Annotated in this window: 14 protein-coding genes; 6 read left to right on the top strand and 8 right to left on the bottom strand. The window is 66.8% G+C overall.

Features of this window, described 5'->3' with window-relative positions; translation table 11 throughout:
- Nucleotides 1-17: 17 nt before the first annotated feature.
- Both B2G71_RS00290 and B2G71_RS00295 read left to right on the top strand, forming a co-directional pair.
- Nucleotides 18-590, top strand: coding sequence for a cob(I)yrinic acid a,c-diamide adenosyltransferase (locus B2G71_RS00290; protein WP_098103780.1), 573 nt, complete (start codon nt 18-20; stop codon nt 588-590).
- Nucleotides 591-654: 64 nt separating this feature from the next.
- Nucleotides 655-1,524 (top strand): 3-hydroxyacyl-CoA dehydrogenase NAD-binding domain-containing protein, encoded by an 870-nt coding sequence (locus B2G71_RS00295; protein WP_098103781.1) that lies wholly within the window; start codon nt 655-657, stop codon nt 1,522-1,524.
- A gap of 21 nt (nt 1,525-1,545) precedes the next feature.
- On the opposite strand, the gene B2G71_RS00300 is transcribed toward B2G71_RS00295, so the two are convergent.
- The 8 genes from B2G71_RS00300 to B2G71_RS00330 all read right to left on the bottom strand — a co-directional run bounded on the left by B2G71_RS00300 (nt 1,546) and on the right by B2G71_RS00330 (nt 10,156).
- Nucleotides 1,546-3,285, bottom strand: coding sequence for a bifunctional metallophosphatase/5'-nucleotidase (locus tag B2G71_RS00300; protein ID WP_098103782.1), 1,740 nt, complete (start codon nt 3,283-3,285; stop codon nt 1,546-1,548).
- An 85-nt stretch (nt 3,286-3,370) separates the two neighbouring features.
- Entirely contained in the window at nt 3,371-4,036 is a 666-nt protein-coding gene (locus tag B2G71_RS00305) for a hypothetical protein (protein WP_098103783.1), read from the bottom strand.
- A gap of 66 nt (nt 4,037-4,102) precedes the next feature.
- On the bottom strand, nt 4,103-4,504 hold the full coding sequence (locus B2G71_RS00310) for a metallopeptidase family protein (RefSeq protein ID WP_098103784.1): 402 nt from the start codon (nt 4,502-4,504) through the stop codon (nt 4,103-4,105).
- A 138-nt stretch (nt 4,505-4,642) separates the two neighbouring features.
- Nucleotides 4,643-6,163 (bottom strand): hypothetical protein, encoded by a 1,521-nt coding sequence (locus tag B2G71_RS00315; protein WP_141521449.1) that lies wholly within the window; start codon nt 6,161-6,163, stop codon nt 4,643-4,645.
- A 10-nt stretch (nt 6,164-6,173) separates the two neighbouring features.
- Nucleotides 6,174-8,711, bottom strand: coding sequence for a DNA topoisomerase (ATP-hydrolyzing) subunit B (gene gyrB, locus B2G71_RS00320; protein WP_098103786.1), 2,538 nt, complete (start codon nt 8,709-8,711; stop codon nt 6,174-6,176).
- Nucleotides 8,712-8,981: 270 nt separating this feature from the next.
- Nucleotides 8,982-9,134 carry a hypothetical protein gene (locus B2G71_RS23945; protein WP_168176202.1) on the bottom strand — a complete coding sequence of 51 codons (153 nt, stop codon included), beginning with the start codon at nt 9,132-9,134 and terminating at the stop codon, nt 8,982-8,984.
- 44 nt (nt 9,135-9,178) lie between these two features.
- Nucleotides 9,179-9,445 (bottom strand): translation initiation factor IF-1, encoded by a 267-nt coding sequence (gene infA, locus B2G71_RS00325; protein ID WP_098103787.1) that lies wholly within the window; start codon nt 9,443-9,445, stop codon nt 9,179-9,181.
- 375 nt (nt 9,446-9,820) lie between these two features.
- Entirely contained in the window at nt 9,821-10,156 is a 336-nt protein-coding gene (locus B2G71_RS00330) for a hypothetical protein (protein WP_098103788.1), read from the bottom strand.
- Nucleotides 10,157-10,287: 131 nt separating this feature from the next.
- On the opposite strand from B2G71_RS00330, the gene B2G71_RS00335 reads away from it, so the two are divergent.
- The 4 genes from B2G71_RS00335 (at nt 10,288) to B2G71_RS00350 (ending at nt 13,589) form a co-directional block, all read left to right on the top strand.
- Entirely contained in the window at nt 10,288-10,524 is a 237-nt protein-coding gene (locus B2G71_RS00335; protein ID WP_098103789.1) for a hypothetical protein, read from the top strand.
- 200 nt (nt 10,525-10,724) lie between these two features.
- Nucleotides 10,725-11,189, top strand: a complete 465-nt coding sequence (locus B2G71_RS00340; protein WP_240529932.1) for an MAPEG family protein — start codon at nt 10,725-10,727, stop codon at nt 11,187-11,189.
- Nucleotides 11,190-11,320: 131 nt separating this feature from the next.
- The gene (locus B2G71_RS00345) at nt 11,321-12,844 is read left to right on the top strand and encodes a peptide chain release factor 3 (protein ID WP_098103790.1); all 1,524 of its coding nucleotides are present in this window, start codon (nt 11,321-11,323) and stop codon (nt 12,842-12,844) included.
- A 40-nt stretch (nt 12,845-12,884) separates the two neighbouring features.
- Entirely contained in the window at nt 12,885-13,589 is a 705-nt protein-coding gene (locus B2G71_RS00350; RefSeq protein WP_098103791.1) for an endonuclease/exonuclease/phosphatase family protein, read from the top strand.
- The last annotated feature ends 57 nt before the right edge of the window (nt 13,590-13,646 follow it).

A 13,646-nucleotide genomic window follows, 5' to 3' on the forward strand; every position in this document is an offset into this window, starting at 1 on the left:
GTCAAGAGCCGCAAACCTTGGTTCGCCTCAACAAGATCTACACCCGCACCGGCGACGACGGCACCACCGGGCTCGTCGACGGCTCGCGCCTGCCCAAGCACGCCGCGCGGATGGACGCGATCGGCGCGGTGGACGAGGCGAACAGCGCGATCGGCCTTGCGCTGGTGATCGTCCCCAAGGGCGAGCCGCTGGTCGCCTCGCTGCTGCGCATCCAGAACGACCTGTTCGATCTCGGCGCGGACCTCGCGACGCCCGGCGAGGATTTCACCCCTTCGGACATGGTGCTGCGTATCGTCGATGGGCAAGTCGACTGGATCGAGACGGCCATAGACGGCCTCAACGAGACGCTCGAACCGCTCAGGAGCTTCATCCTGCCCGGCGGCAGCGAGACCGCGGCGCGGCTCCATGTCGCGCGGGCGGCAACGCGCCGCGCGGAGCGGGCCATGGCCGCGCTGGCCGGTGAAGACGCCGTCAATCCGGCCGCGCTGGCATATATCAACCGGCTGAGCGACTTCCTGTTCGTCGCCGCGCGCGCCGCCAATGCCACGACCGGCGGCGACGTGCTCTGGGTGCCCGGGAGCAATCGCTAGGTTCCCATGATCCGCCGGAGCGGCTAGGCAGCGCCCGATTCCCAAGTTTCGAGGAGGACGCAAGGTGCAGAAAGTCGCGATCATCGGTGCAGGCATCATGGGTTCGGGCATTGCCCAGACCGTGGCGGGAAAGGGCATGGAAGTCCTGCTCTGCGACGTCGAACTCGCCGTGGCCGAAAAGGGCAAGGCGGGCATCGAGAAGGGTCTCGGCAAGCTCGTCGCCAAGGGCAAGGTCGAACAGGCCGACGCCGACGCCACGCTCGGCCGGATCAAGCCGGTCGGCGACTATGGCGAGTTCGCCGGCGCCGATCTCATCATCGAGGCCGCGACCGAGCGCGAGGACATCAAGCACCAGATCTTCAAGAAGGCCGGCGAAGTGCTCGGGACCGATGCGATGATGGCCTCGAACACCAGCTCGATCCCGATCACGCGCATGGCGGCGAGCTCGCCCGATCCGGCGCGCTTTTGCGGACTGCACTTCTTCAACCCGGTTCCGGTCATGGGCCTTGTCGAAGTGATCCCGGGCCTCGCCACCTCGGAGGAGACGATCGAGCGGATGAAGGCCTTCGGCGAGAAGCTGGGCAAGACCGTCGTTCTCGCGGGCGACGAGCCCGGCTTCGTGGTCAACCGCATCCTGTGCCCGATGCTCAACGAGGCGATCTTCGTGCTCGGCGCCGGGATCGGTTCGGTCGAGGATATCGACGCGGGCTGCCGCATCGGCCTCAACCACCCGATGGGCCCGCTCACCCTCGCCGACTTCGTTGGGCTCGATACGCTCTACGAGATCATGAAGGTGTTCCACTCGACCACCGGCGATCCCAAGTACCGCCCCGCGCCGCTGCTCCAGAAGTACGTCGAGGCCGGCTGGTACGGCAAGAAGTCGGGCCGCGGCTTTTACGACTACTCGGGCGAGAAGCCGGTCCCGACGCGGTAAGGCCTGCTGGCGGCAATCCCCTCAGCGCGCCGTCGCTGTGGTGCGTTCCTCGGCGGGGACCTGGCGGATGTCGGCGCCCGCGATCCACGCCTGGAACGCATCGATGTCGAGCGCGCCCAGATTGCGGTCGGTGCCCTTGGTGAAGGTCTCGTAGCCGTCGCCGCCGTCGGCGAGGAACTTCGCCATGGTGACGCGATAGCGCGCGGCCGGATCGACCGGCTTGCCGTCGAGCGTGAGCGAGACGACGCGGCCGCGTTCGGGCCGCGAGAGATCGTAGACCAGCTTGACCCCGCGCGAGGGGGAGAGCACCTGCTGCGCGCCGCTGTCGTCCAGCCCGTCCTCGAAGGCCGCCAGCAGTTGCGCGCCGGTGAGCGTGAGCGTGACCAACTGGTTGTTGAACGGTTGCACCGCGTAGAGCTGCCCGAAAGTGACCGAGCCGTCGTCGGCGGGGACCAGCGGCGCGCGGATGCCGAAGGGATTGGTCACCGCGATCTGTGCGCCGGCCGCTTTCGTCGCCGCGAGCTGCCCGTCCGCGATCAGGTTGCCGAGCACGCCGCCGGTGTTGCTCGACAGGCCGTCGGGTTTCTCGGCGCTGCCCGAGATGCGCCCGACCGGCCGGTCGGCGAAGGCGCTGGCGGCATCGACGTAACGCTTGACGTAGGCGGCGACGTCGGCGCGCGGTTCGAAACGTGGCACCGCATCGGTGTTTTCGACCACGCCGCGTCCGCCCGAATAACCCGGCGACTGCACGATCACGTTGTGCGCCCGTCTGGCGATCACCCGGTCGGACGTCGGGTCGATCGTCAGCGTGATGTCGGTGACGAGTTCGCCGTAGACGCCCGCGCTGGTCAGCAGAATCGGGTGCGCCGGATCGATCGTGCCGTAGTCGCAGACGTAGGACCAGTGGGTATGGCCCGACACGACGACGTCGACTCCGGGATCGAGGCGGCGCAGGATCGGATCGATGTCGCCCGCGAACTGCGCGCAGCCTTCGGGATCGGGTTCGCCCTTGGTGCGCCCGCCCTGGTGGATCAGCACGACCACCGCGTCCGCGCCCGCCGCCTTGAGCTTCGGCACGGCGGCGTTGATCGCCGCGGCCTCGTCGCCGAAGGTCAGGCCCCTGATGCCTTCCGCGTTGACCAGATCGGGCACGCCGCTGAGCGCCAGGCCGATGAAGCCCACCGTCACCTTGCGCCCGCCCTCGCCGAAGCTCCTGAGCCCGGTCGCGGGGAACAGCGTCGAGCCGTCTTCCTTGAAGGTGCTGGCCGAAAGGTACTTGAAGTCAGCGCCCGCGAACCGTTCGAGCTGGCAGGGATCGCGCGGGGCGAACTTCTCGCAACCGCCGTTCTGCAAGCGCAGCAGTTCCTCGCGGCCGCGATCGAATTCGTGGTTGCCGACCGCGTTGAACGCAAGGCCGACGCGGTTCATCACGCCGACCGCCGGCTCGTCGAGATAGAGTGAGGACGCGAGCTGCGAGGCGCTGGTCAGGTCGCCCGCCGCGACGACGATATTGTTGGGGTGCCGGGCCTTGATGGCGTCGATCGCCGAGGCGAGCCAGGCCACGCCGCCGGCCGGAACCACGAGCTTGCCGCCCTTGCCGTCGGGCATGCCCACCGCCGCTTTCGGCGGCTCGAGCGCACCGTGGAAGTCGTTGATGGCGATGATGCCGACTTCGACGGGGGCGAGCGACTGCCGCGCGGCCTGCGGCGCGGCGCAGGCGCTGGCGAGGGCGGCGAGAACAAGAACGAGATGGCGCTTCATGGCAATCGCCTATCGCCCTCCCGTATGACGACAGCAAGACCTGCCGCAGTGCCTTGTGCGGTTTCCGGCGGCGATTGCGCGGCCTTTACCCCTCGCGCCGATAGACCGCCGAAAAGCTTACGTTGACGCCGCCGCACTGGCGGTTGTCGCCCGCGATGAGGTAGTCGCCCAGCAGGGTGAAGCGCACTTCGCACATGGCGTCGTCCGCGTAATGTCCCAGTCGGCCGGACACCTGCACCTCGCCTGCGATCTCGCCGATGTGGATGCTGGGATAATCGCTGGTCGGCGCGGGGCTGGGCCAGAAGGCCTCGCCGCTGACATGCAGCGTGTCCAGCTTGCGCTCGAAGCGCACGGTCGGATTGCCCTCGCTCGACCATGTGCCGAGCCAGGCGGCGAGCGGCGGACTGGCCGGCGCGGGCAGCAGCTCGACGCGGCGGCTGTCGATCCACCCGGCGGTGCCGCCGCCGCTGGACGGATAGAAGGCGCAGGCAAAGCCGTCGCGCGTGCGGTTGATGATAACCACGTCGCCCGGCACGACGTAGGCGCGCGCACGGCAGGCGTCGCCCTTCCAGGGGCAGCCGTCCATGTCGCTCTGGAAATAGGCGCGTTCCTTGCCGCCGATCCGCGCCAGCGCGAAGGGCGGCTCGCTGGGGAACAGCCCGTTGCGACACATCGGATCGTCGGTCTGCGCGAGCGCAGCCTGCGCTCCCATCAGAGCGAGCGGCAGGGCGATCAGCTTGCGGATGGACATCGTCACGGGCTCCTCGAGGGGGTCGCGCGATCATAGGCCGCGATGCGCGCGGCCCGGAAGCCAAAATCAGCGCGCCTGTTCTTCCAGCGCATGCATGTCGTCGTCCGAGAGGCCGAAGTGGTGGCCGACCTCGTGAATCACGACATGGGTGACGAGCGCCTCGAAATCGACTCCGGTCTCGCACCATTCGGCGAGCAGCGGCTGGCGGAACAGCGTGATCACCGGCGGCATCTCGCCCGAGGTCCAGACCGATTCCTCGTCCATCGGCCGTCCGTGATAGAGGCCGGTCAGCTCCCAGGCGTCGGCGATGCCGAGCGCATCGAGCGTCTCGTCGTCGGCGAACTCCTCGACCACGACGCGGATGCCCGCGAGATGGCCGGCAAAGGGCTCTGGTATGCGCGCGAAGGCCGTGCGAGCCATCGCTTCGATATGCCGCGCCGATGGGGCCTTGCCAAAATTCTGGGTCATGCCGCCTATATGAAGATGCACCGCCGTTCGTCCAAGCGCTTCGCCTTTTCGGCGGACGAGGGCTCGGTGGTCATTTTCCGCGATCTGGCGATTTCTCGCCGAATGCCGCGAACGGGCGCCGGCCTGAGGGCGCGCCCACTAGATCAGTGGGCTCGACTGCAGGTGGACACGGCGAATGGCCTCGGGGCCGCCCGCCGCTTCCTGCGCGTCGGCACGCGCGCCGAGCGCCGCGAGACCCTGCTGGATCGGGTTGCGCGGCTCTCCGCCGATCGGCGGATCGTAGATCATTAGTGCTTCGAGCGCGTCGCCGCGCTGATCGGCGTTTCTCAGCCGACGGATCATGACTTGCGCGGCTCCGTCGCGGTCGCCGCTGCACAGCAAGAGGTTCGTGAGGAATCCGGGATGATCGGCTTCGTGCGCGCTCATGAAGGCGAGGTCTTCGGCCAGCGACGCCGGTTCACCGAGTTGATGGACGGCGCAGCCGTGCACCAGATGATAGACCAGCGCGCCGTATTCGCTTCCCTCATCGGGAGAAAGCGTGTCGAGCGTCTCCAGCGCGTCCTGCGCGCGTCCGTAGCGCACCTGGAGGGCAGCGAGATTGAGCTTCTGGCTAACGTTGCCTTCGCCCAGTTCGCCCAGCGCGATCGCCTTGCGGAACGCCGCGACCGCATCATCGTAGCGATTTTGCATGGCGTAGCTCTGCGCCAGCGTGTCCCACCACCAGATATGCTGACGTTCGAGATCCGAGAAATGGTTGGCGAGGACTCCTTCGGGTCGGACCGATTCGAGCGTGGCCTGCGCGCCTTCCACGTCTCCCAGATCCAGTTGCACCAACACGATATCGAGCGCCGAAGCGAGGCGATCGGGTCGTGCGTCGGAAACCTGCCTCAGGGCGACGAGATCGCGTTCCTTGGCGGCGCGAAGGTCGAAATCGGGACTGACGAACTGGTCCAGCCGGGGATCGAAGGATGCACTGAGCAGGGTGCCGGAGAGCTGCAACTGGCTGACCAGCGCGCGCGCTTCTTCCTGCGCGCCATCCTTTGCGAGTTCGTTGGCAAGATCGAGCCGCATCCGGTCGATGGCGGGCTCGGGAACGGTCGGGGCGAAGGCGGGGCCAGTGAAAAGCCTGAGGAAGCGGAGGTAGGCGGGACGGTCCTGCCCTTTTTGCGCGAGGTCCTTGAAGTGATTGCGCGCGATGAACACCCAGTCGATGCTCAGGTCCGAGAACTGGTCGGGCACGGCGCGTGCCATGTCCTCGAGCGCAGAGACCATGGCGGGAACGTCAGCGGTCCTTTGCTCCAGGGTCAGCCGCAGAAACCAGTAGTCCGCATCCCCCGGTACCGCTTGCGTGGCGCGACGCGCGTATTGGAGCGCCACGGGATAATCCTGCAACTCGGACTTGGCGTAGGCACAGAGGAACAGCACGTCTGCCTGCTGCGCGCGGGGCAGGCTGGCGAAGTCCTTGCGCTGCGCGACAGCTTCGAGGGCTCGGAATACGCCGGCCTGGTCTCCCGCAGCGTTGAGCGCCTGCGCTTCTTCGAAGGCCCGGGCCGCGTGCTGTTCGATCGGCTCGCGTGACAGGCTCTCGGGAATGCCGAGTGTGAAACTCCCCAATATCGCAAGAAGCGCCATGCCGTTGCGAACGAGGGGTGATTTCATGGCATGTTCTCTAGACGTCCAGGTTGGCCACGTTGAGCGCGTTTTCCTGGATGAAGTCGCGGCGCGGTTCGACGATGTCGCCCATCAGGCGGGTGAAGATCTCGTCGGTCACGTCGGCGTCCTCGACCTTGACCTGCAGCAGGATGCGGTTCTCGGGATCGAGCGTGGTTTCCCAGAGCTGGTCGGCGTTCATCTCGCCCAGCCCCTTGTAGCGCGAGACCGAGAGGCCCTTGCGGCCTGCGGCGAGCACGGCTTCGAGAAGCTGGGTCGGGCGCGTGATCAGACCTTCGCCCGAAGCGGGGCGGGTGACCGCGGCCTCGGCCGCTTCCTCGCCTTCGCCCTCGATCTCGTCGGGCTCCTGCGTCTCGGCGCCCGCGCGCACGAAGCGCGCCGCGCCCGAATAGACGTCGACGTGCTCGGCCGCGAGGCGGGCGAGCTTGCGCGCTTCGGCGCTGGTCAGGAAATTCGCCTCGACCGGATAGGCGTCGGTCACGCCGCGCCACACGCGGTCGACCCGCACCGAGCCGTCCTCGAGCACATGGCCGGTCCAGCGGGCCTCGGGATCGCCCCGCTGGAGCCATTCGGCGGCCTGGGTCATCGCCGCCGCCCGGGTCTCGTCGGTGAGGTCGGGAGCGAGCGCGCCGGCAAGCGCCATCGCCTCGATCACCGCGCTGTCATAGCGGCGCGGCACGAAGCCCAGCAGCGAGCGGACGCGCAGCGCGTGCTCGACCAGCGCCGCAAGCTCGGTGCCGCCGCGCGCGCCGCCCGGCGCCTCGAGCACGCGGCCCGAGGTGCCCGCCTCGACGAGGTAGCGGTCGAGCGCGGCCTGGTCCTTCAGGTAGACCTCCGAGCGGCCCTTGCTGACCTTGAACAGCGGCGGCTGGGCGATGAACAAGTGGCCGTTGCGGATGATCTCGGGCATCTGCCGGTGGAAGAAGGTGAGCAGCAGCGTGCGGATATGCGCGCCGTCGACGTCGGCGTCGGTCATGATCACGATCTTGTGATAGCGCAGCTTCTCGATGTTGAAGTCGTCGCGGATGCCGGTGCCCATGGCCTGGATCAGCGTGCCGACCTCCTTGGACGAGATGATCCGGTCAAAGCGCGCGCGCTCGACGTTGAGGATCTTGCCCTTCAAGGGCAGGATCGCCTGCACCTTGCGGTCGCGGCCCGACTTGGCCGAGCCGCCCGCGCTGTCACCCTCGACGAGGAACAGTTCGCACTTGGAAGGGTCGCGCTCCTGGCAGTCGGCGAGCTTGCCGGGCAGCGAGGCGATGTCCATCACCCCCTTGCGCCGCGTGAGTTCGCGGGCCTTGCGCGCCGCTTCGCGCGCGGCGGCGGCATCGATGATCTTCTGGACGATGGTCTTGGCGATCGCCGGATTTTCCTCGAGCCATTCGCTCATCTTGTCGCCCATCAGCGCTTCGAGCGGCTGGCGGACCTCGGAGCTGACCAGCTTGTCCTTGGTCTGCGACGAGAACTTGGGATCGGGCAGCTTGACCGAGACGATCGCTGTGAGCCCCTCGCGCATGTCGTCGCCCGAAAGCGAGACCTTCTCGCGCTTGAGCATGCCCGAGCGCTCGGCATAGCCGTTGAGAGTGCGGGTGAGCGCGGCGCGGAAGGCGGCGAGGTGGGTGCCGCCGTCGCGCTGCGGGATGTTGTTGGTGAAGCACAGGACGTTTTCGTAATACGAATCGTTCCATTCGAGCGCGACCTCGATGCCGATCCCGTCCTTGTCTGCGGAGATCGCGATCGGTTCGGGCATCATCGCCTGCTTGTTGCGGTCGAGATACTGGACGAAGGCGGCGATTCCGCCCTCGTAGAACAGGTCGTGCTCCTCGATTTCCTCGTGCCGCCGGTCGCGCAGCAGGATGCGCACGCCCGAGTTGAGGAAGGCGAGTTCGCGGTAGCGGTGTTCCAACTTGTCGAAATCGAACTCGGTGACGTTCTTGAAGGTCTCCTCGCTCGCCTTGAAGGTAACGCGAGTGCCTTTCTTGAAGCCGTTCTCGTCAGGGTTGCGATCGACCCTGGGCGCATCGCCCTTGACCACCAGCGGCGCCACCGCGTCGCCGTGCTCGAAGCGCATCCAGTGCTCCTTGCCGTCGCGCCAGACGGTCAGTTCGAGCCATTCGGAAAGCGCGTTCACCACCGAGACACCGACGCCGTGGAGGCCGCCCGAGACCTTGTAGGCGTTGTCGTCCGAGGTATTCTCGAACTTCCCGCCCGCGTGGAGCTGGGTCATGATGACCTCGGCGGCCGAAACGCCTTCCTCCTTGTGAATGTCCACCGGAATGCCGCGTCCGTTGTCCTCCACCGCGACCGAGCCGTCGGCGTGAAGCTCTATCAGCACGAGGTCGCAATGGCCGGCCAAGGCCTCGTCGATGGCGTTGTCGGACACCTCGAAGACCATGTGGTGCAGGCCCGAACCGTCGTCGGTATCGCCGATGTACATGCCGGGGCGCTTGCGCACCGCGTCGAGGCCCTTGAGGACCTTGATCGATTCCGCGCCGTAGGAGTTGCCGTTCTTGCCGTTTTCGGGAGTGCTAGCCATGGCGAGGATATAGGGTCACGGCGGCGTAAACCCAAGCAAAACCGCTCTTCGCCGGGCCCTTTTCCACAGCACGCGGACAGACGCCGAGAGGGGCTTTTTCGGCCGTTGTCCGCGATGGGCGGTTCTGGCCGTGGAAATCCCGCGAAGCGTGGGCGTGCATGGCAGGTGGCGGCGGGCTGAAGAGCCGCTTCGGAGCCGCATCCGGTTGCGCCTTGCTCGGCGCGCGGGCGTCCGCGGCCCGAGGCCGTGGACGCCGAGCTGGTGTGTGAGTCAGTCGACCATCGCCGCGACGAGGCGCCGCAGTTCGAGAGTCGGGATCATGGCGGCAGCGGGCAAAGGCTCCTTTGCCGTCCGCCAATGCACCGCGCCAAGGCGCGGCGGTAGTGTGGCGCGCGATGGGTCGCGCGCGATCTCGTTGTTCATTATCTCTATCCGGCGGGTGTTGCCCGCCGCCTTTTTCAATGGAGTCAGCGCCTGAAGCCGCGCTTGCGAGGACCGCCAGGTCCTTGACCCGGCGTTCGTTCGCGGAAGACGATCCGGCCCTTGCTCAGATCGTAAGGCGTCATCTCCACGTGTACGCGGTCGCCAACGACCGAACGAATACGGTAACGGCGCATTTTTCCGGCCGTGTAGGCAATGATGCGATGCTCATTGTCGAGTGTGACGGCAAAACGCCCGTCGGGCAGGATCTCGTCGATCAACCCCTCCATCGTGATGAGCTCTTCCTTCGCCAAACCATATCCCTTGCATACGAAAAATCATCCGCACGGGCGTATCCCGGTGCGGAGCCAAGTGACGTGAATGGAAGCGGAGCCGCACTTACCGTGAAGTACGATTGCGGCAGTCATAGTCCATCGCCTGCGACGCTAGGCAACTTCGATATAGCAACATGGACGAAAATTTCAATTGCCGAATGTGGCGCGGTGCGCGTCGCCCCGGTCGGGGGCTTGCGCCGGTGCGGCCGATTCGCGCGCGCAGTTTACGTCATCGCGCCTCGTGATTGGTCCGCACTTGCCGCTTCCGTCATCAACAACGGGCGCCCCGCCGCGGGCAGGCCATGCTGCCTTTCGGGGGCGGCAGCCCAGATCCTGCGGAACCGTGCGCAAGGCTTATCCCGGCATCATTTCCCGCGCCTTCACCTTGCGGATTTCGGCCAGGTCGCCTTTGAGGATCGCCAGTGCATCGCGCTCCTTCCGGGTGAGGCCGGTCTCGTCGAAGTGGTCGATCAGCACTTCGAGCGCATCGCCGATGCGGCCGAGCTGGCGGCCGTAGCTGCCGACTTCGCTGAGCACCGCCCGCTCGACTTCGGGGTGGCGGGTTTCGCCCAGAGTGACGTTGATCAGACCGAAGGTCGGCTGGTCGAGGTTCCAGGTCCACGGGTTGATCGCCTGCCAGAGCTGGTCGGGGGCGAGCTGGAACGAGAAGGGTTGCGGCTCGGACGGCATGCGTTCGTCTCCCTGCTGCGGCGCGCGATGATACCACGCGCCGCGCGGACAGGCGAGCGCATGCTTGCGCGGCGGCGGCGGCCTCCGCTATCACCCCTGCGACGGACAGAACGCGCCTGAGGAGAGAACGCATGCCGATCACCCACAGCTTTCGTCGCGCCGCGGGGGCGCTGGTTCTAACCGCGGGCCTTGCCGGGCTCGCCGCGTGCGGCGGCAGCGAGGAAAAGGGCTATGAGGCCGACGTCGTCGACCAGAGCGGCGGCGACATCATCGTCAACGACGTCAATCCCTCCGACGTGCCCGTCGATCTGCCCGATACGCCGATGACCAACGTCCCGCCCGAAGAGGGCGCGCCCAACCCGCAATAGGGCGCGACGCGCCCTGGCTCGCCGGACGGGCCGATCCGCGCGCTGTCCTACAGCGCGGCGATGCGCGATGTTCGCCCGATGGGCCAAGCATACTTACCGGGATCGCCGCCTTTTTTCCGCCTCTCCCGGCGGACCGGAGGCGTTTGTCGCTTGGACACCGTCAAGTGCGTCACCCTCTTGCCTGACCGCGCGGTTCAGGCATGCTCGTCGCGGGCAAGACGGGAGAGACCAAGATGCCGATGACCAACCAGGCCGCGATTTTCCTGCCGGTGCTCGCGCTGGTGCTGCTGACCTTCGTCGCGTTCCTCAGGATGGGCGCGGCGCGCGCGGCGGTGATGAAGGGCGATTTCGATCCGGAGTACTACAAGGCGCATCTCGGCGAGCCCGAACCCGCGCCCGCCCGTGCGGCGGCGCGGCACTGGGACAACCTGTTCGAGTTTCCGACGCTGTTCTACGCCGCCTGCATCACCGCCTTCGCGCTGGGCGCGGTCGGCGGCTGGACGCTCGCGTTCGCCTGGGGTTTCGCCATCGCGCGCTGGGCGCAGAGCCTCGTTCACATGACCCACAACAACCCCGCGCACCGGGGCCTGGCATTCGTGCTCGGGATCGTGCTGTGCATGGCGCTGTGGATCAACGTGGCGATCTCGATCTTCAGGATCTTGTGAGGAAGCGAGGTGCCTTGGAGGTTGCGCAGGGTTTCGAAGGATGTCGAACCCGCGGCGGCCAGGACTGCGAACGACGAGCCCGATCGAATCCCCCGGTTTGCCTGCGCCCAAGACTCCGCTAAGGGCGCGCGATGAGCAATTCGCGGCGCACTTTCGCCATCATCTCGCACCCGGACGCGGGCAAGACCACGCTGACCGAAAAGCTGCTGCTGCAAGGCGGCGCGATCCATCTCGCTGGCCAGGTCAAGGCGCGCGGCCAGGCGCGTCGGGCGCGGTCGGACTGGATGAAGATCGAGCAGCAGCGCGGCATCTCGGTGACGAGTTCGGTCATGACCTTCGAACGGGAAGGCATCACCTTCAACCTCCTCGACACGCCCGGCCACGAGGACTTTTCCGAAGACACCTACCGCACGCTCACCGCGGTCGATTCGGCGATCATGGTGATCGACGCGGCCAAGGGCATCGAGCCGCAGACGCGCAAGCTGTTCGAGGTCTGCCGCCTGCGCTCGGTGCCGATCATCACCTTCATCAACAAGGTCGATCGCGAGGGCCGCGCCTGCTTCGACCTGCTCGACGAAGTCGCCGACATGCTCGCGCTCGATGTTGCTCCGATGTCGTGGCCGGTGGGCATGGGTGGGCTGTTCAAGGGCATCCTCGATCTCGGCAACGGCAAGGTCAGCCGGCCCGAGGGCGATAGCAAGGAATTCCGCGGCAAGGTCGACGACAACGCCGATCTGCCCGAGGAGGTCGCCGAGGAAGTCGAGCTGGCGCAGGCGGGCTATCCCGGGTTCGATCTCGACGCCTACCGCGCTGGCGACCTGACGCCGGTGTACTTCGGCTCGGCGCTCAAGAACTTCGGCGTGGTCGAACTGATCGAGGCGATCGCAAACCACGCGCCGCCGCCGCGCCCGCAACCCAGCGACGGGGGGCAAGTGACGCCCGATCGCAAGGATGTGACGGGCTTCATCTTCAAGGTCCAGGCGAACATGGACCCGCAGCACCGCGACCGGATCGCTTTCATGCGCCTCGTCTCGGGGACGTTCAGCCGGGGTATGAAGCTTACGCCCTCCGGGCTCGGCAAGCCGATCGCGGTTCACTCGCCGATCCTGTTCTTCGCGCAGGACCGCGAGATCGCCGACACTGCCGAACCGGGCGACATCATCGGCATCCCCAACCATGGCACGCTGCGCGTCGGCGATACGCTGTCCGAGAAGAACGACGTGCGCTTCACCGGGTTGCCCAACTTCGCGCCCGAGATCCTGCGCCGCGTCGCGCTCAAGGACCCGACCAAGACCAAGCAGCTCAGGAAGGCGCTCGACGACTTGTCGGAAGAGGGCGTGATCCAGGTGTTCTATCCCGAGATCGGCGCGCAGTGGATCGTCGGCGTGGTCGGCCATCTCCAGCTCGACGTGCTCGTCTCGCGGCTCGAGGCCGAATACAAGGTCGAGGCGATGCTCGAGGCCTCGCCGTTCGACACCGCCCGCTGGATCAGCGGCGAGGACAAGGCGCTGCGCGAGTTTGCCGAGTTCAACAAGGTGAACCTCGCCAAGGACCGAGACGGCGACCCCGTATTCATGGCGAAGTCCGCCTGGGACGTCGGCTATCAGCAGGAGCGCAACCCCGATCTCGCGTTCAGCGCGACCAAGGAGCGTTGAGCCGGAACCGGGCGGCTCGGTGAGAGGTTAGAGTAATACCGTGGAACTGACCTTCGCCAGCTACAACATTCACAAGGCCGTGGGCGTCGACCGGCGGCGCGATTCGGACCGCATCCTCGCGATCCTCTCTGAGATCGACGCTGACGTGGTCGCGCTGCAGGAGGCCGACCGGCGTTTCGGCCGCCGGATGAGCGTGCTGCCGCTCGAGGCGATCCACGAGCGCACACCCTACGAGCCGGTGGCGATGTCGCTCAAGCCCGACAGCCTGGGCTGGCACGGCAACGCCCTGCTGGTCCGGCGCAACATCGATATCGTCGCGGCCGCGCCGGTGCCGCTGCCGGTGCTCGAGCCGCGCGGCGCGGTTCGCGCTGATCTCGCGGTGGGCGGACGCGTGGTCAGGGTGGTGGGCATGCATCTCGATTTGTCGGGCCTGCGCCGGCGCCACCAGATCCGCAGCGTGCTCGATCATGTCGGCGCCTGCGACGAGCATTGCCCGACCGTGCTGATGGGCGATCTCAACGAATGGGCGTCGCGGGGCGGGTGCTTTCGTGAGTTCGGCGCGCATTGGCGGGTGCTTTCGCCGGGGCGCAGTTTCCCGTCGCGCCGGCCCGTCGCGCAGCTCGATCGCATAATAATTTCGCGCGAATGGCAACTGGTGGGAACAACTGTGCATCACAGCGCCTTATCAGCGAAAGGATCGGACCATCTGCCCGTCCGCGCGACGCTGACGTTGCCCAAAATTTAGGCAACTGCCCGCGAATCGGGCGGCAACTATGAACGCGCCGTTCATAGTATTTGCGTT

Source organism: Novosphingobium sp. PC22D (assembly GCF_002556635.1).
Taxonomy (GTDB): Bacteria; Pseudomonadota; Alphaproteobacteria; order Sphingomonadales; family Sphingomonadaceae; genus Novosphingobium.